Source organism: Streptomyces sp. PH9007 (genome assembly GCF_059813725.1).
Map to the genome: position 1 here is coordinate 3557133 of NZ_CM187440.1, position 23063 is coordinate 3580195.

26 protein-coding genes and 1 pseudogene are annotated in these 23063 nt (G+C 71.9%); 12 read left to right on the forward strand and 15 right to left on the reverse strand.

Annotation, left to right across the window (positions count from 1 at the left end; translation table 11 throughout):
- Positions 1-92: 92 nt before the first annotated feature.
- The 5 genes from ACTFAP_RS16235 to ACTFAP_RS16255 all read right to left on the reverse strand — a co-directional run bounded on the left by ACTFAP_RS16235 (position 93) and on the right by ACTFAP_RS16255 (position 2996).
- Entirely contained in the window at positions 93-1091 is a 999-nt protein-coding gene (locus ACTFAP_RS16235) for an inorganic phosphate transporter (protein ID WP_390124003.1), read from the reverse strand.
- Positions 1092-1096: 5 nt separating this feature from the next.
- Positions 1097-1717: a DUF47 domain-containing protein gene (locus ACTFAP_RS16240; RefSeq protein WP_030729801.1), complete on the reverse strand. Its 621-nt coding sequence runs from the start codon at positions 1715-1717 to the stop codon at positions 1097-1099.
- 104 nt (positions 1718-1821) lie between these two features.
- Positions 1822-2172: a DUF2516 family protein gene (locus ACTFAP_RS16245; protein ID WP_495681262.1), complete on the reverse strand. Its 351-nt coding sequence runs from the start codon at positions 2170-2172 to the stop codon at positions 1822-1824.
- A 93-nt stretch (positions 2173-2265) separates the two neighbouring features.
- Positions 2266-2637 (reverse strand): hypothetical protein, encoded by a 372-nt coding sequence (locus ACTFAP_RS16250; protein WP_495681263.1) that lies wholly within the window; start codon positions 2635-2637, stop codon positions 2266-2268.
- Positions 2634-2996 carry a helix-turn-helix domain-containing protein gene (locus tag ACTFAP_RS16255; RefSeq protein WP_500466700.1) on the reverse strand — a complete coding sequence of 121 codons (363 nt, stop codon included), beginning with the start codon at positions 2994-2996 and terminating at the stop codon, positions 2634-2636. Before ACTFAP_RS16255 ends, ACTFAP_RS16250 begins: the two co-directional genes overlap by 4 nt.
- A gap of 150 nt (positions 2997-3146) precedes the next feature.
- Between ACTFAP_RS16255 and ACTFAP_RS16260 the strand changes: the two genes are divergently transcribed.
- The 3 genes from ACTFAP_RS16260 (at position 3147) to ACTFAP_RS16270 (ending at position 7120) form a co-directional block, all read left to right on the forward strand.
- Positions 3147-4019: an alpha/beta fold hydrolase gene (locus ACTFAP_RS16260; protein WP_500466701.1), complete on the forward strand. Its 873-nt coding sequence runs from the start codon at positions 3147-3149 to the stop codon at positions 4017-4019.
- A gap of 181 nt (positions 4020-4200) precedes the next feature.
- Positions 4201-6243, forward strand: a complete 2043-nt coding sequence (locus ACTFAP_RS16265) for an NAD(+) synthase (protein ID WP_495681266.1) — start codon at positions 4201-4203, stop codon at positions 6241-6243.
- A 37-nt stretch (positions 6244-6280) separates the two neighbouring features.
- Positions 6281-7120, forward strand: coding sequence for a MerR family transcriptional regulator (locus ACTFAP_RS16270; RefSeq protein WP_500466702.1), 840 nt, complete (start codon positions 6281-6283; stop codon positions 7118-7120).
- A 15-nt stretch (positions 7121-7135) separates the two neighbouring features.
- Here the strand turns inward: ACTFAP_RS16270 and ACTFAP_RS16275 are convergent, their stop codons facing one another.
- Positions 7136-7549: an ankyrin repeat domain-containing protein gene (locus tag ACTFAP_RS16275; RefSeq protein ID WP_030729783.1), complete on the reverse strand. Its 414-nt coding sequence runs from the start codon at positions 7547-7549 to the stop codon at positions 7136-7138.
- Positions 7550-7602: 53 nt separating this feature from the next.
- Between ACTFAP_RS16275 and ACTFAP_RS16280 the strand changes: the two genes are divergently transcribed.
- The 5 genes from ACTFAP_RS16280 (at position 7603) to ACTFAP_RS16300 (ending at position 12740) form a co-directional block, all read left to right on the forward strand.
- A complete protein-coding gene (locus ACTFAP_RS16280) occupies positions 7603-8793 on the forward strand; it encodes a sensor histidine kinase (RefSeq protein WP_500466703.1) in 1191 nt (396 codons plus the stop codon).
- Positions 8790-9455, forward strand: a complete 666-nt coding sequence (locus tag ACTFAP_RS16285) for a response regulator (protein WP_500466704.1) — start codon at positions 8790-8792, stop codon at positions 9453-9455. Before ACTFAP_RS16280 ends, ACTFAP_RS16285 begins: the two co-directional genes overlap by 4 nt.
- Positions 9456-9631: 176 nt before the next feature.
- Positions 9632-9778, forward strand: a complete 147-nt coding sequence (locus ACTFAP_RS16290) for a hypothetical protein (RefSeq protein WP_500466705.1) — start codon at positions 9632-9634, stop codon at positions 9776-9778.
- Positions 9779-9783: 5 nt separating this feature from the next.
- Positions 9784-10530: a cytochrome d ubiquinol oxidase subunit II gene (locus ACTFAP_RS16295; RefSeq protein WP_495681271.1), complete on the forward strand. Its 747-nt coding sequence runs from the start codon at positions 9784-9786 to the stop codon at positions 10528-10530.
- A 62-nt stretch (positions 10531-10592) separates the two neighbouring features.
- A complete protein-coding gene (locus ACTFAP_RS16300; protein WP_500466706.1) occupies positions 10593-12740 on the forward strand; it encodes an MMPL family transporter in 2148 nt (715 codons plus the stop codon).
- Between the two features lie 289 nt (positions 12741-13029).
- On the opposite strand, the pseudogene ACTFAP_RS16305 reads toward ACTFAP_RS16300, so the two are convergent.
- The 3 genes and pseudogenes from ACTFAP_RS16305 to ACTFAP_RS16315 all read right to left on the reverse strand — a co-directional run.
- A pseudogene (locus tag ACTFAP_RS16305) lies at positions 13030-13773 on the reverse strand (phosphotransferase family protein); the annotation flags it as partial.
- 83 nt (positions 13774-13856) lie between these two features.
- Positions 13857-14549 (reverse strand): HAD family hydrolase, encoded by a 693-nt coding sequence (locus tag ACTFAP_RS16310; RefSeq protein ID WP_453857162.1) that lies wholly within the window; start codon positions 14547-14549, stop codon positions 13857-13859.
- Positions 14550-15398: a winged helix-turn-helix domain-containing protein gene (locus tag ACTFAP_RS16315; RefSeq protein ID WP_390123976.1), complete on the reverse strand. Its 849-nt coding sequence runs from the start codon at positions 15396-15398 to the stop codon at positions 14550-14552.
- 164 nt (positions 15399-15562) lie between these two features.
- On the opposite strand from ACTFAP_RS16315, the gene ACTFAP_RS16320 reads away from it, so the two are divergent.
- Complete coding sequence (locus ACTFAP_RS16320; RefSeq protein WP_030729756.1) at positions 15563-15748, forward strand: hypothetical protein; 186 nt, start codon at positions 15563-15565, stop codon at positions 15746-15748.
- A gap of 51 nt (positions 15749-15799) precedes the next feature.
- Here the strand turns inward: ACTFAP_RS16320 and ACTFAP_RS16325 are convergent, their stop codons facing one another.
- A complete protein-coding gene (locus tag ACTFAP_RS16325) occupies positions 15800-17047 on the reverse strand; it encodes a GNAT family N-acetyltransferase (RefSeq protein ID WP_495681273.1) in 1248 nt (415 codons plus the stop codon).
- 150 nt (positions 17048-17197) lie between these two features.
- The gene (locus tag ACTFAP_RS16330; protein ID WP_390123972.1) at positions 17198-17803 is read right to left on the reverse strand and encodes an RsiG family protein; all 606 of its coding nucleotides are present in this window, start codon (positions 17801-17803) and stop codon (positions 17198-17200) included.
- Positions 17804-17955: 152 nt separating this feature from the next.
- On the opposite strand from ACTFAP_RS16330, the gene dtd reads away from it, so the two are divergent.
- On the forward strand, positions 17956-18381 hold the full coding sequence (dtd, locus tag ACTFAP_RS16335) for a D-aminoacyl-tRNA deacylase (RefSeq protein WP_390124148.1): 426 nt from the start codon (positions 17956-17958) through the stop codon (positions 18379-18381).
- On the forward strand, positions 18381-19004 hold the full coding sequence (locus tag ACTFAP_RS16340) for a DUF4232 domain-containing protein (RefSeq protein ID WP_500466707.1): 624 nt from the start codon (positions 18381-18383) through the stop codon (positions 19002-19004). The genes dtd and ACTFAP_RS16340 overlap by 1 nt, the downstream gene beginning before the upstream one ends.
- 36 nt (positions 19005-19040) lie before the next feature.
- On the opposite strand, the gene ygfZ is transcribed toward ACTFAP_RS16340, so the two are convergent.
- Together ygfZ and ACTFAP_RS16350 are read right to left on the reverse strand one after the other, a co-directional pair.
- A complete protein-coding gene (gene ygfZ, locus ACTFAP_RS16345; protein ID WP_495681275.1) occupies positions 19041-20012 on the reverse strand; it encodes a CAF17-like 4Fe-4S cluster assembly/insertion protein YgfZ in 972 nt (323 codons plus the stop codon).
- Between the two features lie 9 nt (positions 20013-20021).
- Entirely contained in the window at positions 20022-20462 is a 441-nt protein-coding gene (locus ACTFAP_RS16350) for a transcriptional repressor (RefSeq protein WP_495681276.1), read from the reverse strand.
- A gap of 176 nt (positions 20463-20638) precedes the next feature.
- Here ACTFAP_RS16350 and ACTFAP_RS16355 point away from each other — a divergent pair, with 176 nt between their 5' ends.
- On the forward strand, positions 20639-21391 hold the full coding sequence (locus ACTFAP_RS16355; RefSeq protein ID WP_500466708.1) for an SDR family oxidoreductase: 753 nt from the start codon (positions 20639-20641) through the stop codon (positions 21389-21391).
- Positions 21392-21459: 68 nt separating this feature from the next.
- Here the strand turns inward: ACTFAP_RS16355 and ACTFAP_RS16360 are convergent, their stop codons facing one another.
- Positions 21460-22146: a hypothetical protein gene (locus ACTFAP_RS16360; protein WP_500466709.1), complete on the reverse strand. Its 687-nt coding sequence runs from the start codon at positions 22144-22146 to the stop codon at positions 21460-21462.
- 179 nt (positions 22147-22325) lie between these two features.
- Positions 22326-22889 (reverse strand): heme-binding beta-barrel domain-containing protein, encoded by a 564-nt coding sequence (locus ACTFAP_RS16365; protein ID WP_495681278.1) that lies wholly within the window; start codon positions 22887-22889, stop codon positions 22326-22328.
- Positions 22890-23063 lie beyond the last annotated feature (174 nt).

Sequence of the window (23063 nt, forward strand, 5' to 3'; positions counted from 1 at the left end):
CGGCTTTTATGTGGTTCCCCGTTTTTCAGCCGTTGCTGGTCGAGGTTCAGCCGAAGGCTCAGCGAAGGCTCAGCGAGGGCTCGGCCGGGGACTCAGCCGAAGAAGAGGTGGATCACCCAGTACGTGATCGCCGCCACGGCGCCGGCCGCCGGCATGGTGATGAACCAGCCCTTGACGATCGACTTGGCCACCCCCCAGCGCACCGCGCTGACCCGCTTGGTGGCCCCCGCGCCCATGATCGCCGAGGTGATCACGTGGGTGGTGGAGATCGGGGCGTTGAAGACGTACGAGGCGGAGTACAGCACGGATGCGGCGGTGGTCTCGGCGGCGAACCCGCGCGGCGGGTCCAGCTCGATGATCCGGCGGCCCAGCGTGCGCATGATGCGCCAGCCCCCCGCGTACGTGCCCAGCGACAGCATGCCGGCGCAGGCGATCTTCACCCACACCGGGATGGCGCCGCCCTCCGGCTCCACGTCGGCGATGACCAGCGCCATGAAGACCACGCCCATGGTCTTCTGCGCGTCCTGGAGCCCGTGCCCGAGCGCCATGCCGGCGGCCGAGACGGTCTGCGCTATCCGGAAGCCGCGCTGCGCCCGGTGCGGGTTGGCGCGCCGGAACAGCCACAGGATGGCCACCATCACCAGATAGCCCAGCAGCAGGCCGATGAGGGGCGAGACGAACATCGGGATGACGATCTTGGAGAGCACCCCGTCCCAGTGGACGGTGCTCGCCCCGGCCAGCGCCGCCCCGACCAGGCCGCCGAACAGGGCGTGCGAGGAGGACGAGGGGAGGCCGAAATACCAGGAGATCATGTTCCAGGTGATCGCCCCGAGCAGCCCGGCGAACAAGATGATCATGCCTTGTTTGCCGGTGGGGGTGTCGATCAGCCCTTCGCTCACCGTCTTGGCGACGCCGCTGCCGAGGAAGGCGCCGGCCAGGTTCATCACGGCGGCCATGGCGAGCGCGACCCGCGGGGTCAGCGCCCGGGTGGAGATGGAGGTGGCGATGGCGTTCGCCGAGTCGTGGAAGCCGTTGGTGTAGGTGAAGAAGAGCGCCGCACCGATGACGACGAGAAGGGCGAACGTGTCCACGTGGGTCAGGACTCCTTGACCACGATGGTCTCCACCGTGTTGGCGACGGCCTCGAAGGCGTCGGCCGCCTCCTCAAGGACGTCCACGACCTGCTTGAGCTTCATGACCTCTATGGCCTCGTAGGTGCCGTTGAAGAGGTGGGCGAGCAGCTTGCGGTGGATCTGGTCCGCCTGGTTCTCCAGCCGGTTGACCTCGATCCAGTACTCGTTGAGGTGCTCCATGGTGCGCAGGTGCGGCATGGCCTCGGCGGTCAGCTCGGCCGCGCGGTGCAGCACCTCGATCTGCTGGGCGACGCCCTTGGGCAGCTCCTGGAGTTCATAGAGGACGACGAGATCGACGGCCTCCTCCATGAAGTCCATGATGTCGTCCAACCGGGAGGCCAGCCGGTAGATGTCCTCGCGGTCGAACGGGGTGATGAACGAGGAGTTCAGCTGGTGGAAGATCGCATGGGTCGCGTCATCCCCGGCGTGCTCCGCCGCGCGCATCCGGTCGGCGATTTCTACGCGCGTGGCGGGTTCGGCCGCCAGCAGTTCCATCAGCAGCTTCGAGCCACTGAGGACGTTGTCGGCGGAGATGGCGAACAGGTCGTAGAAGCTCGTCTCCCGGGGCGTCAGGCGAAATCGCACTGGAGTTCCTCTGGGGTTCATCAACGGGTGTACCCGATGATGCTAAGTGCTGATTCCGGCCACGGCTAACCATGCGACCCGACTCGTTACCTCTTGGCGGCCGGTCAGCGGTTTCCGTTGTACGGACCGTACGGCCCGTCGCTGCTGCTCCAGCCGCCGCCCCGGCCGCCGGGGCCGCCGCGCCCGGTCACGGCGGCGATGGCGGGCTTCACATCCACGATGTAGACGATGGCGGCCACGAGGCCGACCAGATTCAGCAGCAGGAACCCGAGCGGGAGCAACTGCACGACGACGGCCAGACCCAGGATGATCAGCCAGAACGGCTTCGTCTGTTTGCCGGCGGCCCGGAAGGCGTCCTCACGCTGGAGCGCAGCGTGCACCAGGGCGTAAATGCTCAGGATGAGCAGCGCGAGGGTGAGAAGCCCCCACAGGGAGTAGAACCCGTTCAACAACATGCCGTCCACCACCATGATCCGCGCCAGCCGTCCACTCCCACGCTACCGGGCGCGGTGCCGGGCGCGTAGTGCTGAAAGGTGCTGAAAGTCACCTCATGCCCGCGGGGACTCCGTGTCACTCTTCGTGTCGTCCTTCGCGTCGCTCTTGGCGAGCGGGGTGACCTCGGGCTCCGCGCGCTCCACGATCACCTGGGGGGTCTCGGCGTCCCGCTCCTCCTCCTCGCGCGCCGCGGCGGCCCGCTCGGCGCGCCAGGTCTCCACGGCGCCCTTGCCGCGCTCGGACAGCTCGTCGTAGGTCTCCTTGGCCTTGGCCGCGTACACCCGGAAGGTGCTCTGCGCCTGCTCCCGCAGCTCGGGGGCGTGGGTGCGCAGCTCCCGCAGCTTCTCGGCGGCCAGGTCGGCGGTGCCGGCGGCCGCGTAGCTCGCGGTGGTCACGGTCTTGCGGATCTCATCGGTGATGGTCACGGCTTCTCCTTGTCCTGCCTGCTCCGGTCGTTGCGGAACGAGGTGTAGATCTGTAGCAGCGCCTGCTTCTGTTCGTCGGAGAGGTCGGGGTCGGCGAGCACCGCCGCCGGCACCCCGCCGGTCTCCGTCTGCTCCTTGACGGCGTCGGCGTCGAGAATCCCGGCCTGGACGTAGAGCGTCTCCGCGGAGATCCGCAGGCCCTTGGCGATCTGCTGGAGGATCTCCGCGCTGGGCTTGCGCAGCCCGCGCTCGATCTGGCTGAGGTAGGGATTCGACACCCCGGCGACGTCCGCGAGCTGCCGCAGCGACAATTTCGCCTGCCGCCGCTGCTCCCGCAGAAACTCTCCGAGTGACGCCATGCCTCAAGACTGCCGCACGGTGCTAACTTCTGCAAGCAGATTCGCTAGCAGATGTGCAGCAGCCCCCGGAACGGCCCGGGGTAGTACGGGGCAGCGGCCCCCGCGCATACCCGCTTGAGCCGGACCGCGCACCGCGCCAGACTCACCCGGATGACGGACGAGATCGAGAGCGGGAACGAGGATGTGCCGGTGCGGGCCGGGGACGGCGTCCGGCTGTGGACGACCCGGGTCGGTACGGGCCCGCCCGTGGTCCTGTGCCACGGCGGTCCTGGCCTGTGGGACTTCCTGGGCGACCTGGCCGGGTCGCTCGCGGACCGGGCCACCGTGCACCGCTGGGACCAGCGCGGCTGCGGCCGGTCCCAGCGCGTCGGGCCGTACTCGCTCGCCCGGTCCGTGGCCGACCTGGACACCGTCCGCCGCCACCACGGGCTGGACCGGATGCTGCTGCTCGGCCACTCCTACGGCGCCGACCTGGCCCTGCGGTACGCGCTGGAGCACCCTGGGCGGGTGAGCGGGCTGGTCTACGTCTCCGGCACAGGAATCGACCACCGGGACACCTGGCGGGCGGACTACCGGCGGAACCTGCGCGCCGGCCTCGGGGCTCACCTGGCGCGCTGGGAGGAGCTGGAGGCCCGCCCCGGGCGCACCGGGGCGGAGGAACGGGAGTGGTGCGTGCTCCAGTGCTCGGCGGACTACGCCGACCGGGAAGGGGCGCTGGAGCGGGCGCGGGCGGCGACCACGCCCTGGTTCGGGGTGAACGCCGAGTGCAACGCGACCCTCAACGCCGAGGTCGGCCGGGAAGCGGGAACACCGGAACTGCGGGCCGCGTGCGAGCGGCTGGAGGTGCCCGTTCTGCTCGTGCAGGGGGCCCGGGACATCCGTCCCCACCGGGTGCTCGACTCCCTCGAAGCGGCCCTTCCGCGCGTGGCGCGGACCGTGTTCAGCGGCGCGGGACACCTTCCGTGGGTGGAGGAGCCGGACGCCTTCCGCGCGGCGGTCGGCGGCTTCCTGGCCCGCACGTAGCGGCGGCGGGCGCGGCGCGGCCCGGGTTCAGTGGCCCGTCACCGCGGTGCCCGGTGCGGAACCGCTCGTCCAGCACCTCGTAGAGACCGCCGATCATCTCGCCCGCCATGCTCCCCGTCCTTCGCTCAAGGTCACCGCATACGATTCCAGTGCATCCTGTCGCCGGAAAGGGGCCGCACGCATGACCGACTTCGGGTCGATCTACCAGCACGGATTCGCCCGGGTCGCCGCGTGCACCGGCCACGCCGCCATCGCCGACCCGCCCGCCAACGCCGAGGCCGTCCTGCGCCAGGCCCGCCGCTGCGCCGAGGACGGCGCGGCCGTCGCCGTCTTCCCCGAGCTGTGCCTGTCCGGCTACTCCATCGAGGACCTGCTGCTCCAGGACGCCGTGCTCGACGAGGTCGAGGCCGCGCTCGCCACCGTGGTCGCCGGGTCCGCCGAGCTGCTGCCGGTCCTGGTCGTCGGCGCCCCGCTGCGCCACCGCCACCGGATCTACAACTGCGCGGTGCTCGTGCACCGCGGCCGGATCCTCGGCGTCGCGCCCAAGTCGTACGTGCCGAACTACCGCGAGTTCTACGAGCGCCGGCAGATCGCGGCCGGCGACGACGAGCGCGGCGGCACCCTGCGGATCGGCGGCGCCACCGTCCCCTTCGGCACCGACCTGCTCTTCGCGGCCGAGGACATCCCCGGCCTCGTCCTGCACGCGGAGATCTGCGAGGACATGTGGGTGCCGGTGCCGCCCAGCGCCGAGGCCGCCCTGGCCGGCGCCACCGTGCTGGTCAACCTCTCCGGCAGCCCCATCACCGTCGGCCGCGCCGAGGACCGCACGCTGCTGTGCCGCTCCGCCTCCGCCCGCTGCCTGGCCGCGTACGTCTACGCCGCCGCCGGGCTGGGCGAGTCGACCACCGATCTGTCCTGGGACGGGCAGACCATGATCTACGAGAACGGCACGCTGCTCGCCGAGAGCGACCGCTTCCCGCAGGGCGACCAGTACGCGGTCGCCGACATCGACCTCGACCTGCTGCGCCAGGAACGGCAGCGGATGGGCACCTTCGACGACAACCGCCGCACCCACGCCGCCCGCACCGGCGGCTACCGGCAGATCCCGTTCACCCTCGACCCGCCCGCCGGGGACCTGGGACTGCGCCGCCGCCTCGAACGGTTCCCCTTCGTCCCCGCCGACCCCGGCCGGCTCGCCCAGGACTGCTACGAGGCGTACAACATCCAGGTCGCCGGGCTCCAGCGGCGGCTCGCCGCGATCGGCGGCCCCAAGATCGTCATCGGCGTCTCGGGCGGCCTGGACTCCACCCACGCGCTGATCGTCGCCGCCCGCGCCATGGACCGGGCGGGCCGCCCGCGCAGCGACATCCTCGGCTTCACCCTGCCCGGCTTCGCCACCAGCGACCACACCAAGGACAACGCGCACAAGCTCATGCGCGCGCTGGGCATCACCGCCGCCGAACTCGACATCAGCCCCACCGCCCGCCTGATGCTGGCGGAACTGGGCCACCCGTTCTCCGCGGGCGAGCCCGTCTACGACATCACCTTCGAGAACGTGCAGGCCGGACTGCGCACCGACTACCTGTTCCGGCTGGCCAACCAGCGCGGCGGCATCGTGCTCGGCACCGGCGACCTGTCCGAACTGGCCCTGGGCTGGTGCACGTACGGCGTCGGCGACCAGATGAGCCACTACAACGTCAACTCCGGCGTGCCCAAGACGCTCATCCAGCACCTCATCCGCTGGGTGATCAGCACCGACCAATTCGGCGCCGAGACGAACGAGACACTCACCGCCATCCTCGACACCGAGATCAGCCCCGAACTGGTGCCGGGCGAGGAACTGCAGTCCACCGAGTCGAAGATCGGCCCGTACGCGCTGCACGACTTCACGCTCTTCCACATCCTGCGGTACGGCTTCCGGCCCTCGAAGATCGCCTTCCTGGCCTGGCACGCCTGGCGCGACCCGCGCACCGGCGGCTGGCCGCCGATGTTCCCCGAAGCCGAGCGGGTGGCGTACGACCTGCCCGAGATCCGGCACTGGCTGGACACCTTCGCCCGCCGCTTCTTCGGCTTCGCCCAGTTCAAGCGCTCCGCGATGCCCAACGGCCCCAAGGTCCTGGCCGGCGGCTCCCTGTCCCCACGCGGCGACTGGCGTGCCCCCTCCGACACCACCGCCGACGCCTGGCTGCGCGACCTGGAGCGCTGGGAGTGGCCGCGGGCTTGACCCTCACACCGTGGCAGGCCGTGTCGTGGGAGGCGTCATGATCAGTATCGGAGACTTCGCCAGATACGGCCGGGTGTCGGTGCGCATGCTGCGCCACTACGACGCCCTCGGCCTCCTCGTGCCCGCCCGCACCGACCCGCACAGCGGTTACCGCTGGTACGAGGCCGGTCAGCTGGCCCGGCTCAACCGCATCGTCGCGCTCAAGGGGCTCGGCTTCTCACTCCAGCAGGTCGGGGAGATCCTCGGCGAGCGGGTGAGCGGCACCGAGCTCCGCGGGATGCTGCGGCTGCGCCGTGCCGAGCTGGCGGCGGCCCTGGAGGCCGACGCCCGGCGGCTGGCCGGTGTCGAGGCGAGGCTCCGCGTCATCGAGAGCGAGGGGCACATGCCCACCAGTGATGTCGTCATCAAGAAGATCCCCGGCGCCCGTGTGGCCGAGCTGACCGCGACCGCCGCCACCGCCTCCCCGGAGGCGATCGGCCCGGTCATCGGGCCGCTGTACGTCAGGCTGACGGAGCTGCTCGCCCAGGCCGGCATCCGGCCCACGGGCCCCGGGATCGCCCGTTACGAGCCGGCCCCGGGCGGCGAGTCCGTCACCGTGCACGCCGGGATCCAGGTCGCGGTCGACGCCGACCACGCCGGGGCGCGGGCCGCCGGGATCGCCTTCGTCGACCTCCCGCCGATCGAGACCACCGCCACCGTCGTCCACCACGGGCCGATGGCGGACCTGCTGCCCACACTCCAGACCCTGGCCCAGTGGATCGCGTCCCACGGGTACGTCTCCGCCGGGTACGCGCGCGAGCTGTACCTGGAGTGCCCGCCCGGGGACGAGAGCGCCTGGGTGACCGAACTCCAGGAGCCGGTCGGACGCGCGTCCTAGGTCGGACACGGCCTCCTAGCCGGCGGCGCCGAACAGCTCCAGCAGATCGGCCTTCGCGAACATCCGGGCGGTGTCGATGGCGGAGGGCTGCCCGGCCGCCGGGTCGGCGCCCGCCGCCACCAGCGTGCGGACCACCTCCGTCTCGCCCTTGAACACCGCTCCCGCCAGCGGCGTCTGGCCCCGGTCATTGGCCCGGCCGGGGTCGGCGCCGCGCTGGAGCAGCGCCTCCACCGTTCTGGCGTGGCCGTGGTAGGCGGCCAGCATCAGCAGGGTGTCGCCCTTGTCGTTGCTGAGGTTCGGGGGAACGCCCGCGTCCACGTAGGCCGCCACCGTGTCCGTGTCCCCGTCCCGGGCGAGATCGAAGATCTTCGCCGCGAGCTGGAGCACCTCGGGGTCGTGCGCGGGTTCGTGGCGCTCTGGGGACGTCATGGCGGTATGCCTCCTGGGGACGGGGGGCTTCCAGCCTACGTACTCTTGCGGACATGACCCCGCCGATGTTCCGCATGGACAGGGTGACGCTGATCGCCGGGCTGCCGCTGCTCGCCGACTCGGTCCTCTTCGCGGTACGCCGCGCCGAGGCGTCGCCCCTCCACCTGTGGCTCACCTGGCTGCTGGGCGCCGCCGCCTGGGCGCTGCTGGGACTGCGGCACCGGTTCCCCATCCCGGTCGGCGTCCTCACCATGATCGCGGCGGTCGCCTACTACCCGCTGTCCAGCCTGGACGGGATCACCCCGGTGGTCGCCTTCGTCATCGCCGTCTACACCATGTCCCGCGCCGGCCATCTCGTCGCGGCCGTCACGCTCGCCGTGACCTCGATGCTGGCGATGACCTACGGCGAGTTCGTCGCCTCCACCAGCGAGGTGCGGCATGTCGACAACATGTCGATGGTGCTGTTCGAGGGCTGGTTCCTCGCGGTGATCGCCTTCGGCCACGCCATGCGGGTGCGGCACGCCTACCAGGAGGAGAGCGAGCGGCGCGCCGCCGTCGCCGAGCGGCTGCGGATCGCCCGCGAGATCCACGACGTGCTCGGGCACAGCATCTCCCTCATCAACGTGCAGGCCGGGGCCGCCCTGCACCGCAGCGCCAAGCGGCCGGGCGAGACGGCGGAGCTGACCCGGGCGCTGGAGTTCGTCCGCGACACCAGCAAGGACGCGCTGCGCGAACTGCGCGGCACGCTCGGCATGCTGCGGCAGGTGGACGAGGAGGCGGCCGGCGCGCCGACCTCGCCCACCCCCGGCTGGGAGCGCATCGGCGACCTCGCCGACCGGGCGCGCGCCACGGGCCTGACGGTCACGGTCCGCACCGACCGGGAGGGGCTGCCGGCCGGCGGCGTCGGGGCCGGGGTGTCGCTGGCCGCGTACCGCATCGTGCAGGAATCACTGACCAACATCGCCCGGCACGCGGCCGGAGCCAGCACGGTGCTGATCGAGGCGCGGTACGAGGACGGGGCGCTGCGGGTGAGCGTCGAGGACGACGGGATGGGCGGACCCGGCCACGGACCCGGACACGGACCCGGCTCCCGTGAGTCCGGCAGCGGCATCGGCGGGATGCGGGAGCGGGCCCGCGCGCTGGGCGGCGAACTGACCGCCGGTCATACTGACTCCGGTTTCCGGGTGACCGCCCGGCTGCCGCTCATCGCCGACCGGCCCCCCGCCCTCGAAGGACAGTCATGATCCGCGTGCTTCTCGCCGACGACCAGCGGCTGGTACGGGCGGGGTTCCGCTCCATCCTGGAGGACGAGGACGACATCGAGGTGGTCGGCGAGGCGGGCGACGGTCACCAGGCGCTGCGCCTGGCCCGTGAACTGCGGCCCGACGTGGTGCTGATGGACATCCGGATGCCGGACCGCGACGGCCTCGCCGCCACCGGCGACATCGCCCGCGACCCGCGCCTGGCCAGCACCAAGGTCGTCATCCTCACCACCTTCGACATGGACGACTACGTCTACGGGGCGCTGCGCGCCGGTGCCTCCGGGTTCCTCGTCAAGGACACCGAGCCGGCGGAACTGCTGCACGCGGTACGGGTGTGCGCCCGCGGCGACGCGCTGATCGCCCCCGCCATCACCCGCCGCCTCATCGCCGAGTTCGCCGGCCGCGTCAAGCAGCCCGACCCCGCCCCCCGCCTCAACGCCCTCACCGAGCGCGAACGCGAGGTCCTGGGCCTGGTCGGGGCGGGCCTGACCAACGACGAGATCGCCCGCCGCCTGGTGCTGAGCCCCTCCACGGCCAAGACCCACGTCTCGCGCATCATGACCAAACTGGACGTCCGCGACCGCGCGCAGCTGGTGATCCTCGCCTACGAGACCGGAATGATCACCCCGGGCTGGCTGTCCTAGCAGCGAGGTGCCGTAGTTGACGTCGCGGCCCTGCGAAGATCCAGACGGGACGCCCTAAGGGTCACCCTGAGCACCACCGGAGTACGGCGCCGGGGCACGCGCGGCACCAGTGCCGTACCCGGGGTGTACGCCACGGGCCGACGCGCCCGCCCGCACCCTGCCGCGACGGTGGGGGCGTGGATCCCCAGACCCTTGATCTCGCCCGGTGGCAGTTCGGCCTGACGGCCGCAGGACACTTCCTCTTCGCCGCCCTGATCGCCGTCAACGCCGCCCTGCCGCTGCGCGCCGCCCGGCGCGGGCCCGTCGAGAGCCCGGGGGTCTGACCGTCATGGACCTGTTCGCCGTCGCCCTGCTGGGCTTCTTCACCGCCGGGTATTTCGCGCTCGCCGGCGCCGACCTGGGTCTGGGCCTGCTGCTGCCCTTCCTGGGCCGCGACCGCGCCGACCGGGACCGGATCGCCACCGCCCTCGCCCCGTACTTCCTGGGCAGCGAGGTGTGGCTGGTGGCCGCCGCCGGAGTGTTCATCGGCTGCTTCCCCGCGCTGGAGGGCGAGCTGTTCACCGAACTGCTGCCGGTCCTGGTGCTGTTGCTGGCCGGGTGGGTGGTGCGGGACGCCGGGCTGTGGTGGCGGGTGCACGGCGGCGGGGCGCCGGACGTGCTGATCTGCGCCGGCAGCTGGGCGCTGGTGGCCGCCTGGGGCTGGGCGGTGGCCGAACTCCTGGACGCCACGGGCGCGGTACGGGTGGCGACGATCGCCGGAACGGTGCTGCTGTTCGCGGCGCACGGCCTGGGGTACGGGGCGCTGCGGCTGACCGGCGAACCGTACCGGCGGGCCAGGCAACTGGCCGGGAGCCGGGGCGGCGGGCAGACGTTCGCGCTGACCGGGACCGTCCTGGCGGCGCTGCCGCTGCTGGCCGGGGCCGGGCTGCCGCTGCGCGAGAACGCCGCGCAGGGCCCGGTGCTGGGGCTGCTGGTGCCCGCGCTGACGGCGTTCGTCCCGGTGCTGGTGGCCGCCCAGTGGTGGCTGTGGCGCGCGCTGCGCGATCCCTCCCGCCGCACCCCCTTCTTCTTCTGAACGTTCCTCCGGACGCCCCCGCCGGGCCGCTCCGGTTCCTCCACGCGAGAAAGAGACATGTCATGACCGTCTTCGAACGGCTCGCCGGGTTCTCCCACCGGCACCGCTGGACCGCCCTGATCGTGTGGGTGATCGTCCTCGTCGGGGTCTGGGCCGGCGCCTCGGCGGCCGGGGACGACTACCGGCAGGACTACTCGCTGCCCGGTACCGAGTCCCAGCGCGCCCTGGAACTGCTCACCGAGCACGGCTCGGACCAGGCGGGCGACAGCCTGGAGATCGTCTTCCAGGACCCGGCGGGCCTTGAGGCACCCGCCACCCGCGAGCGTCTGGAGACGATGCTCGCCGAGGTCGCCGGGCTGCCCGCGGTGGCCCAGGTGCACGAGACGACGCTGTCGGCGGACGGCACCACCGGCTACGCCACCGTCGTCCTGGACGTGCCGTCCGAGCAGATGGCCCCGGCCGACACCGAGCGCGTCCTGGAGGCGGCCACCGCCGTCGCCGGGGACGGGCTGCGGGTCGCCCTGGGCGGCGAGGCCGCCCGGCAGCTGGCGGGGGAGGACGGCGGCGGCGCCGAGGGCGCGGGCATCATGGCGGCCCTGGTCATCCTGGTGTTCATGTTCGGCACCGTGACAGCCGCCGGACTCCCGGTCATCACGGCCGTCTTCGCGGTCGGCGCCACGATGGCCGTGATCGTGCTGGCCTCGCACGTGTTCACCATCCCGGACTACACCCCGTACGTGATGATGCTGGTCGGCCTCGGCGTGGGCATCGACTACGCGCTGCTGGTCTTCGCCCGCTACCGTTCCGAACTCGTCGCCGGCGCGGGCCCCGAGGAGGCGAGCCGCCGGGCGCTGGACGCGGCCGGACGTACCGTCTTCTTCGCCGGCTGCACCGTCATCCTGGCGCTGCTGGGCCTGGTGGCGCTGGGCCTGGGCCCGCTCCAGGGGATGGCGCTGGGCGTGGCGCTCACCGTTCTGGTGACCATGATCGCCTCACTCACCCTGCTGCCCGCCCTGCTGGGCGTCTTCGGCGCCCGCTTCGCCCGCCAGTTCCCGGCCCGCGCCGAGAAGCGCGCCGCCCGGGGCAAGCCGGCCACCGGCGCGGGCTGGCGCCGCTGGGGGGCCTTCGTGCAGCGCCGCCCCGTGGCCGTGCTGCTGGTCTCGGTGGCCGCGCTGGGCGCGCTGGCGGTGCCCGCCGCGCAGCTGCGGCTCGGGTTCGCCGACGCGGGCAACGATCCGGCCGGGTCCACCAGCCGGGAGGCGTACGACCTGCTGTCGGACGGGTTCGGGCCCGGTTTCAACGGGCCGCTGGTCGTGGTCACCGAATCGGCCGACGGCACCGCTACGCAGGCCGCGGGGGAGGCCGCCGCCGTCCTGGAGGGCACCGCCGGGGTCGCCGCCGCCACACCGCCCATCCCCACCACCGACGGCGCCGTGGCCACGGTGATCGTCTTCCCCGCGTCCGCGCCGCAGGACGAGGCGACCTCCGCGCTGGTGGCGGCGCTGCGCACCGAGGTCCTGCCCGCGCTCGCCGAGCGGACCGGCGCCACCTACCTCGTCGGCGGTGCGACGGCCGCCGTCGAGGACTTCTCCGACACGGTCGCCTCCCGCATGCCGCTGTTCGTGGCGATCGTCGTCGGTCTCTCCGTCCTCCTGCTGATGGTGGTCTTCCGTTCCCTCCTCATCCCGCTCAAGGCGGCGCTGCTGAACCTGCTGTCGATCGGGGCCGCGCTGGGGGCGGTGACGCTGGTGTTCCAGCACGGCCTGCTGGGGTTCGAGCCGGGCCCGATCGAGGCGTTCATCCCGGTGCTGATCTTCGCCATCGTCTTCGGGCTGTCCATGGACTACGAGATCTTCCTCATTTCCCGTATCCACGAGGAGTGGACGCGTACCGGGGACCACCGGCTGGCGGTCCGGGAGGGGCTGGCGCACACCGGGGCGGTGATCACCGCGGCCGGCGCCATCATGATCGTGGTCTTCTCGGCGTTCATGCTGAGCGCTGACCGGATGCTCCAGCAGTTCGGGTTCGGGATGGCCGTGGCGATCTTCATGGACGCGGTGGTCATCAGGTGTCTGATCGTGCCGGCGGTCATGCGGTTGATGGGCCGCCGAGCCTGGTGGCTGCCGGCCCCGCTGGCACGCCTGCTGCCGACGGTGGAACTGGAGAAGCACCAGCGGCCGCACCCGCGGCCGGCGGACCGGAACTCCTGACCAGCGCCGCGTATCCGGCGTAGGCGGCCTCTACGGCGCTGGGGCTGGGCACACGGCCCAGCCCCAGCGGTTTGGCCGCCCGTCTCAGTACGGTGTTGACGGTGCCTGCGGTGCGTTCCAGCTGCTCCGGCAGATCGGCGGCGGAGGTGTGCCGCACTATCTGGGCCTGTCGTACGACGTCGGTGAAGACGGACTGCACCCGTTTGTACGCCAGATAGCGTGGGAGGTCCTTGGAGACCCCGGCCGCCGCGCCGGGCAGCGCCGACGAGACGGCCGCCGACCAGCGCTGGGTCAGCCCGCGCTGCCAGCCGGCCGGATATCCCATCAGGTGCAGATGCGTCGCGAGATCGTAGACGGGGTCACCGAGCAGGGCGAGTTCCCAGTCGATGGTCCACAACGCCCCGTCCGACTCGGCGATGATGAGGTTGTCGCGGTGCAGGTCGCCGTGCAGCAGGGAGAACGGCCGTTCCGTCAACTGGTCGGCCTCCCTGGCCAGTACGCCGTACGGGCCGAGTACGGCGTCGCCGTCGATCCGCAGCGCCGCGAACAGCCGGTGCAGCTCCGGCCGGTGCACGGCGTACACCCGGGTGCGGGTGAAGCTGATCAGCCGGCGCAGGAAGTCCCGGCTGGTGCGGGGTCTGCGGCCGGGCGGGCAGCGGTGGACGAGTTCGAGCGCGCTGGGCGGGATCGCCGCCAGTTGCCCGAACTGGTCCATGAGCTGGGCCAGGTACGGCTCCGGCAGGGGGGTGCCCGGGGGGTGCGGGCGGGAGAGGGTCTCCCCCTCGATGTATCCGTGGACACGCAGCCCGTCCTCGCCCACGTGGTGCACGGGCGGGATGTGCTCCATGCCGAGCAGGGACAGTTCGATCAGTACGTCCTCCTCCGCGGTGAAGCAGCGGGGGTCGAAGTGCGCCACGCCGGGACGCGGTCGGCCGGCCTTCAGCCGGCCCAGTCCGGCCAGCTGGCCTTGCGGGCTGAGTACGTGCCAGACCCGGTGGTGACCACCGAGCAGGGGCATCGTCGGTCTCGTCATGATCGGCTCCGAGAGCTGTACGGTCGCGAGGTAGCAGCACCGTACGCCCCCAGAGCCTCATGACATGAGGCAAAGCACTCAAATCACCCGTGAGTTGGGGCAATAAGCGCAGTCAGGACATGCTCCAGGGAGCGGGTGACATAATCGGCGCCCGCCCGGCGGAAGGCCTCGGCCTGGGCGTCGTCCATCGCGTAGCCGAGGAACTCCACTCCGGCGGAGCGGGCGGCGGCCAGATCCGTGCTCGTGTCCCCGATCATCAGCGCCCGCCCGGCGGTTGTCCCGGTGGAGCGCAGCGCCCGCAGGACGGGGTCGGGATGCGGCTTGAGCAGGGTGATGTCGCGGGTGCGGCCGTGCACCCGGCCGCCGACGTAGCCGGACAGCTGCTGCCGGCGCAGATAGAACTCGGCGGCCAGCGGCGAGTTGTTGGTCACGATGGCCACCTGGCGGCCCCGGGTGGACAGCGCGGCGATCAGGGAGGCCGCGTAGGGGGTGGGTGCCGCGGTCGCGGCGGCGGAGATCTCCTCGCGGGTGAGGGCCGCCTCGATGCGGTGGACCACGGTGGGGGAGGGGTGGTGATGGGCGATGCCGCGCAGCACCTGCTGGGGGTCGGGGGAGGCCCGTAACTGGGGGGTCAGCAGCGAGGCGGCCCCCAGCTCGACGGCCAGCGCCCGCAGGCGGTGCGCGATGCCGTCGGCGGGCCGGGCGGCGAACAGACGGCAGATGGGGCCGTCGAAGTCGAAGAGAACACAGTGGGCGTTACTGAGAAGTCTCCTCATCTAACCGAGTGTGAGTGGTCGCGAGATCGTTGACCAGAGGGACTCGAACCACAGACGGGACTCGGTGACGTAGGCGGCCTCCTGTTCGTCGCGGCTGTCCTTGTCGGACGAGGACCGGAAGATCTTGGAGGACAGGCCCAGGACGTCGTAGATCTCCAGGTGTTCCTTCTCGTACTCGACGGTGCGCGGCACGACGGTGTAGTACGCGGTGAGCGCCTCGGAGCCGTTCAGGAGATAGAGCTTCTGGAGCGGGGTGACGGCCACGGTGCGGATCTCCACGCTGACCTCCGGGACCAGGTTCATCTCCGCGAGGGAGTTGAGCTGGTGCCGCAGTGAGGTGGAGAAGGTGCGGGTGAGTTCGCGCAGCCGCGCGATGGGGCGCGGGTCGGTGGGGTCGGTGACCAGCCGGGGGTAGGCGAGCGGCGCGTCCCAGGAGGGCAGCAGCACGCGCACCGTGATGGAGCGCGGCTTCAGCTCACCGGCGGAGATCGCTATCAACGGCCCGGCCAGGGCGGAGTTGAGCGTCTCGGTGGTGAGGGTGAACGCGTCGATGGACACCCGTTCGGCCTGGAAGGCCAGGGCGATCCGGTCGGCGACCTCCACCCCGGCGGGCCGTGGATGGTCGGAGGCGGGCGCCGACACCACGGCCGGCGCCCCCCTGCCGCGCGCGCTGACAAAGCCCTCGCGTTCGAGGAGGGCGAGAACCTGGCGGACGATGCCGCGGTTCACGCCGAACTCCTCGGCGAGGGCGCGCTGGGTGGGCAGCCGGGTGTTCCGTCGCAGCTCGCCGGAGCGTATCCGGCCGCGCAGGGTCTCGGCGATGCGTTCTGGGGCGATCTCCTCGCTCACGCGCACACCTTACAACTTGACATCCGGTCCGAGAGGTTGGCGGGAAAGAGTTTGGCCAGTTCGACCAACTGGGGATAACAATCCTAGAGTTGGTCGCCAACTCCACCAACTATCCAAAAGATACCTGCCAGTTGTCGCCGGATGTGTCGATGTAGGGAGGGAACATGATCGTTTCAACCATCATCGCCGCTGCCCTCGCCATCGTGGTCGATGAGGCAGTGGAAGTTCAGTTCGGACTGCCGGGCGTGATCGGCTTGCTGATCCTGCGGACCGGCCTGCGCAAGCGCAACTTCACCTGCATCTGTGTCGGAATCACAGTGCTGGTGATGCTGGGACTGAACACGCTGTGAGAGGCGCCCCTGGGCGTCCGGACGCGACGACCGGGACCGGTGGAGGTCCCGTCAGAAACCGTCCGGGCACCAGGGGCGCGCTCCCGTGGTCAGCAGCGCGTTCGCCCGGGACACGGCACCCGGCGTCTCCTCGGTGAGCAGCCCCGCACCCGCCAGCCGGGTCGCGGTCGTCTCCCCCAGATACAGCGAACCCAACTCGCCCACCCCCAGGGTGAGATCGGCACCGCGCGAGGTCGGCGCGCACTCGGCGCCCTCCGGCGAGGCACTCAGCGCGAAGCGCCCACCGGCCAGACCCAGCGGATCGTGGACCTCCAGTACCAGGTCACCGGTGGTGGCGTACGAGCGGGAGGCCAGCAGGGCCGGCACGTCCAGCGGTCGCAGCCACAGGAAGTCGCTGATCCCGTTGAGCACGGCGGCACGCGCGTCGGGCAGCAGCAGCGGCAGCAGGTCGTCCGGACCGCGGTTCTCGCTGCGCAGCGTGGTGACCCAGTCGATGGAGACCAGGAACGACCACAGCGCCCGCTGCGCCGCCGTGGTGGTGGCGATCAGCTCGTGCACGGTCAGCGTGTTGTCCGGCAGTTCGCCGTCCCACTTCTTGTCCGTCGTGTACTTCACCAGGCCCTGCGGCACCCCGGCGCCGTCCCGGTAGAGGACGTAGAACGGCTCCTCCCAGGTCTGATGGCCGAAGCGCACCTCACCGGTGAACTTCTCCCACCACAGCGGTTTGCGGTCGATCGCGCCCACCTGGCCCCGCCGGAAACGCTCGTGCAGTTCCGGGCCGATCTTGCGTACCTCGGCGCCGTCGATGTACGTCACGGAGCCGCCTTCCTCGGGCGCCGACCAGCGTGACCCGAGCCCCGAACGCAGGCCCTTGACGGTGAATTCGGCGAGCGAGGCCGCCGGACCGTATCCGAACCGGCCATAAATCCGGTACTCGGCGGCGATCAGCGTGGCCGCCAGGGCGCCGCGCTCCTTCGCCTCGGCGAGGTCGGTGCCCATCAGCCCGCTCAGCAGGCCCCGCCGGCGGTGGGTGGCGGTGACCGTCACGGCGGAGACGGCGTTGACATCGACGAGGGCGCCGCCGGGCACGGTCAGCTCCTGGTCGAAGCTCCGGAAGGTGGCCACGCACCGGTCGCCCTCGAACACCCCCCGGGCCCGGTCGTACTCCTGCTTCTCACGGCGTAGCCGCAGCTCGTCCTCGCCGAGAGGGAATGGATCCTGGAAGCCGAGCATCACGGCGCGGTTCCAGGCGTCGATGTCGGCGTCGCTGCCGGTGACGAAGCGGGTGTTCAGGGCCATGTCCCCGAGGCTATCCGGGCGCCCCGGGCCCGGGCCAAGGATTTTCCGTACGGCGTGCGGCCGTGGTGCGGGGTCGGCCGCGTGTGCCCCCACGGGCCGACCGGGGAGTGCCCGGGCGGACCGCGGGGAAGATCGCCCGGAATTCACCGCTCAGGCGAGCAGATCATCTACCTGGGCCTCGCCCTCGCGGTACCGGCGGGCGATTTCCCCGCTGCACCCGTCGGCGGTGCGCTGGAGCGCCTGGCGGCGGCGGGAGACCTGTGCCTCGTACCGGGCGAGGCGGCCCAGCGCGTCATGCAGTTCGTCGTCGGTGCGGGCCAGCAGATCCGACAGCTCGACCTCCGCCAGCATCTCCTCCGCCAGCTCCCGGTACTCCCGCCCGGCCGGCGGGCCCACCGTCACATGGCGGGCCGAGGACCGCTGCGGGGAGGGGCTGTCCGCCAGGATCTGCGGCAACCGGTCCAGCAGATCGGCCTCCGGGTCCAGGCGTCTGCGCCGTTCCGCCTCCAGGATGTCGATGCGGCCCTGGAGCAGTCTGCGGACGAAGCTGAGGTCGGCCTCCTCGCGCTGGGCGCCGCGGCGCAGCTCCCGCAGCTCGGTCAGCCGCAGCCGGCGTAGTCCGGAGGGGGTCTCGTCTCCGCGTGGCTCGCCGCCGTGCCGTACCCGTGGGCCGCTGCCCCACCGGGCGGGCGCGGCGTCGGCGACGGTGGTGGTGGCAGCGGCGGCCGGCTGTGAGCCGGGGCCCGGTGTGATCATGCGGAATTGTCCCCTCATCCCCATTTCGGCGTGCTGGCGCGGTACGTACCCCGTGCCACGCATCGTGTCACTGTGTACCCAGCTGACGCAGCGACTTCGCATGCATCCGGCCGCCATTCAGTACGAGGGAACGTTCCGGCATGATGGCCGCCATGCGAGCAGTGGTGCAGAGGGTCGACGGGGCGAGCGTCACCGTGGACGGCGAAACGGTCGGCGAAATCGTTGGCCAAGGACTGTGTGTGCTGGTGGGCGCCACCCACGAGGACACGGATGAGCAGGCGGCGCGGCTGGCGAACAAGCTGTGGACGCTGCGCGTGCTCGACGGTGAGAAGTCCTGTTCGGATGTGGGCGCTCCGTTGCTGATTGTTTCGCAATTCACACTCTACGGTGACGCCAGGAAGGGCAGACGGCCCACATGGAACGCCGCCGCACCGGGCGAGGTCGCGGAGCCACTGGTCCAGGGGTTGTGCGCTCATCTGCGCGCGCTGGGGGCGCACGTCGAGACAGGCCGGTTCGGCGCGAAGATGCGGGTCAACCTGACCAATGACGGACCGTTCACCGTCTGGCTGGAGGTCTGATGGACCGCCCGGCCCCGCGCACCCCCCGACGCCCCGCCGCGGTCCTCGCCCGGTGCGCCGTCCCGGTGGCCCTGGCGGCGCTGGCCCTGGCCGGCTGCGGCACCCAGACCGCGCCCCCCGAGACGGAGACGGACGCCGCCGCCCCACCGCGCCCGCCGTCCCCCGAGCCCGAACGCCCCGACTGCCCCGAATCCGGGGTGCGCGTCACCGAGGACGGCGGCGACGCGGCGATGGGTCTGCGGGTGATGGGCCTGCGCCTGACCAACTGCGGCACCGAACCCTACGAACTGAACGGCTACCCCACCGTCGCCGTCCTGGACGAGGACGGCGACCCGTACGACATCAAGGTGCTGCACGGCACGGGCGACATCACGGCGAGCCTCACCGGCTTCGACGACCCGCCGGCTCCCCTCACGCTCCAGCCCGGCGAGCACGCCCTGTCCGGGCTGGTGTGGCGCAACACCGTCGATGACCTCAGCCGGACCGTCGCCAACGGAGAGCGGCTGAGCGTCCGGCCCGCCGATGGCGTCGCCGCCCAGCGGCTGGCCCCCACGTACCCCGTGGACCTCGGCACCACTGGAGTCCTCGGCGTCAGCCCCTGGCACCCGCCCCGGAAGCCGTGACCGGGCCCGGCCGTGCCTCCCCGGGGCGCCGAAGGGCTACGGCTGGACGATCGTCTCCTGGGCCGCCGGGGTGTCGCCCGCCAGCAGCGGGGCGTCCGCCGGCACACCGCGCTTCACCACGGCCAGCGCGATCGGGCCCAGTTCGTGGTGGCGGGCCGAGGTGGTGACGACGCCCAGCTGCCGGCCCTCCGTGCCGTCCGCCGCCAGCCGTACCGGGGCGCCGTGCTCGGGGATCTTCACCTCGCTGCCGTCCAGGTGCAGGAACACCAGGCGGCGCGGCGGCTTGCCCAGGTTGTGCACCTTGGCCACCGTCTCCTGCCCCCGGTAGCAGCCCTTGGCCAGGTGCACCGCGCTCTCCAGCCAGCCCAGCTCGTGCGGGATGGTCCGCTCGTCCGTCTCGCGGCCCAGCCGCGGCCGGTGCCCGGCCACCCGCAGCGCCTCGTACGCCAGCACACCGGCGGCCGGCCCGGCCTGCGCGGCGAAGGACTCCAGCGCGGCGCGCGGGACGAACACGTCCCGCCCGTACGGCGTCTCGCGCACCACCCACTCCGGGCCGGTCTCGGCGATCGAGCCGGCCGGCAGGAAGACCACCGCGAACTCCCCGGTCCGCTCGGCGGCTTCCACCCGGTAGAAGAACTTCATCGACTCCAGGTAGCCGAGCAGCGCCGCCCCCCGGCCCGGTTCGGTGTGCAGCCAGGTGGTGGTGCCGTCGTCCACCAGGTAGAGCGCGTGCTCGATGCGCCCCTGGGCGGTCAGGATCAGCGCCTCGGTCGCCTGCCCGGCCGGCAGCTCGGACACGTGCTGGGTGAGCAGCAGATGCAGCCAGCTCAGCCGGTCGGGGCCGGTCACCGAGAGCACCTCGCGGTGCGACAGGTCGACCAGGCCCTGCCCGCGGTCCAACGCCCGTTGTTCGCGGAAGAGATCACCGTAGTGCGCGGCGACCCCGGCATCGGGGGCGTCCGCGGCGACCGCGCCGGGCAGGGACAGCAGAGGACTGGCGTACGACATGCCCCCAGCCTACGGCGCGGGCGGAGCGTCCGGCCCGGCCGCGCAGTCCCGGCAGCGGCCGAAGATCGCGAAGTGCCGCAGATCCGTCTCGAAGCCGAAGTCCTCGCGCAGCCGCTCCGCGAACGGCTCGGCCACCTCCAGGTCGGCCTCCAGCACGGTGCCGCAGTCCCGGCACATCAGATGCAGGTGGTGGTGGCGCTCGGCGAGGTGGTACGTGGGCGCCCCGTGCCCCAGGTGGGCGTGGGAGACCAGGCCCAGCTCCTCCAGCAGCTCCAGCGTGCGGTAGACGGTGGAGATGTTGACCCCGCCCGCCGTGCGGCGCACCTCGGTGAGGATGTCCTCGGGCGTGGAGTGCTCCAGCCTGTCCACAGCCTCCAGCACCAGCTGCCGCTGCGGGGTCAGCCGGTATCCACGGTCGCGGAGCGAGGTCTGCCAGTCGGTGCTCACCACGAGGCCAGTGTAGGAGGAATCGGCGGGGGCGTAGGGTCGCGCGTTAGCGCCTCCGCACGGAGGCGGCCGGAGGGGATCGGCGACCCCCGTGCGGGGAGGCGGTCCCCACCCTGCCGCAGGGTGTGTCAAACCGGCATAAGGCTGATGGCTCGCGGAGCCTGGGAGGAAGCGCAGCGATGGATCTGGGACTGGCGGATCGGGTCTATGTCGTCACCGGAGGCAGCAAGGGGCTGGGCCACGCCACGGCCGCCGCGCTGGTCGCGGACGGCGCGAAGGTGGTGCTGGCCTCCCGGGACGCGGCGAACGTCGAGGCGGCCGTGGAGCGGCTGGCGGCGCCCGCGCACGTAACGGGCGTCGCCGCGGACCTCGCCGACCCGGAGGCCGCCGAGCGGCTCGCGCGGACGGCGCTGGAGCGGTACGGGCGGCTGGACGGTGCCCTCATCTCCGTCGGCGGCCCGCCGCCCGGCACCGCGGCCTCCGCCACCGACGAGCAGTGGCGGGCCGCCTTCGAGTCCGTCTTCCTCGGCTCGGTGCGCGCGGTCCGCACGCTGGCCGGGCGGCTGACCGGCGACGGCGCGATCGGCATGGTGCTGTCCACCTCGGTGCGCCAGCCGGTGGGCGGCCTGGGCATCTCGAACGGGCTGCGTCCGGGGCTGGCGATGGTCGCCAAGGACATGGCGGACGAGTTCGGCCCGCGCGGGGTGCGGGTGCTGGGCCTGCTGCCCGGCCGGATCGCCACCGACCGGATGACCCAGCTGGACGCGGCGTTCCCCGACGCGCGTGCGGCGGCCGTGGCGGGCATCCCGCTGGGCCGCTACGGCGACCCCGCCGAGTTCGGCCGCACCGCTGCTTTCCTGCTCTCCCCGGCGGCCTCGTACATCACCGGCTCGGTCATCCCGGTGGACGGCGGCTCCCTGCGGGCGATCTGACGCTCCCGCCCGGTGGCCCGTGCCCCCCGGCCCCGGTGGCTCCGGCCGCCGGTGGCCCGGCGGCGGGGTCAGAAGCGCGGGCTGCGGCCGCCGCCGCAGGTGGCGTCGCGGTGGGTCAGGACGGCTGGGAAGCGGTCCAGGACCTGTATCTCCTTGGCCGCCTCCGTGCTGATCCACCCCAGCACGCGGTAGATCATCCGGTGGTCGAGCGCCAGATCGCGGTGGTGTATCGGCTCGTGGTGCATGACCCGGTTCCGCAGCAGCCGCAGCGCGTCCAGCACGCCGTGCAGTTCGTCGCGGCGCCCCGCGTAGTGCGGGAACGCCTTGTGCAGCGCGGGCACCCACAGCTGCCGGTCGTACTGGCCGCCCCGGCCGCCCTTGCTCAGCAGCGAGACCCAGAAGCCGAAGTTCAGCTCGGCCACCACATGGTCCGGGGCCACCGGCCCCGGGCCGCGCCGCCGGCCCTTGCGGCCCGCCTCGCGGGTGAGCCGCCGCCCGCCCTCGTTCAGCGGGGCCGCCAGCCACCAGTCGGGCCGCCCGTAGGCGGCGCGCAGCTGGTGGTGCAGGGCGTTGCGTAAGGAGATCTCCAGGCAGTGCAGCGGCCCGTACAGCGCGGCCGACGCCTCGACGTTCCACCAGTAGAGCCGTTCGGCCTGCCCGGGATCACCGCCGCTCGCCCGCAGATAGCCGGCCAGCCGGGGCCTGGAGAAGGACTGGATCATCCACGCCGGGGGCGCGGGTGGCTCCTGGGTCATGCGTGTTCGGGTCTCCTCGCCGGGCCCTGCCCCCCGTGGTACGTTCGAGGAGTGAGCCTCGGGTCCGCCTCTGACTGACATGCCGCCCGAGGCAAGGCTTCACCGGATGCCCCCGGTGCCGCGCGAGCGGCCGGGGGCATTCCGCTGTTCAGCTCCGGGTCCAGCCGCCCGCGCGCCGGTCAGCGGAAGAAGGCGATGCCGTCGTCCGGCAGGTCCTTGAGGTTCTTGGCCCAGGTGCTCGGGTCCACGACCTTCTTCAGGTGCGCCGACATGTAGGGGCGCAGCGGCACCTCGGGGGTCGCCTTTTCGCCGACCCACATCAGATCGCTGTTGACGTAGCCGTACAGCCGCTTGCCGCCGGTGTAGGCGCCTGCGGACGGCGTACGCGCGATGGCATCGGTGACCAGCTCGATCCGCGGCTTGCCCTCGGCCAGTTCTCCGTACCAGACCTCGGCGACGCCGTCCTGGCGGATGAGGACCGCCTCGACCTTGCGCTCGCCGGTAACCCGCCAGAAGCCGTGCTCGGACTCCAGCGGGCGCACTTTCTCGCCCTTGTCGTCCAGCTGCCAGGTGTGCGAGGAGAACTCCAGGAAGTCCCGCCCGTCGTGCGAGAAGGTGACTTCCTGGCCGAAGTTCATGGACTCCTCGCCGGTGAACTCGGCGACGCCGGCGCCGGTCCAGTCGCCGAGCAGGAAGACCAGGGGTACCAGGTCGGGGTGCAGATCTGAGGGGATCTCGATCATCAGCGCTGGCCCTGGTAGAGCTTCTTCACGACCAGGCCGGTGAACGCGGCGGTACCCACCCCGACCAGAACCATCAGGGTGATGAAGAATGCCTCGAGCACGGGTGCTCCTAGTGCGTCGGCGGGAAAAATACGGTGCTCTGCCGAGTCTAGCTGGCCCCCCGGCGGGGAAGCG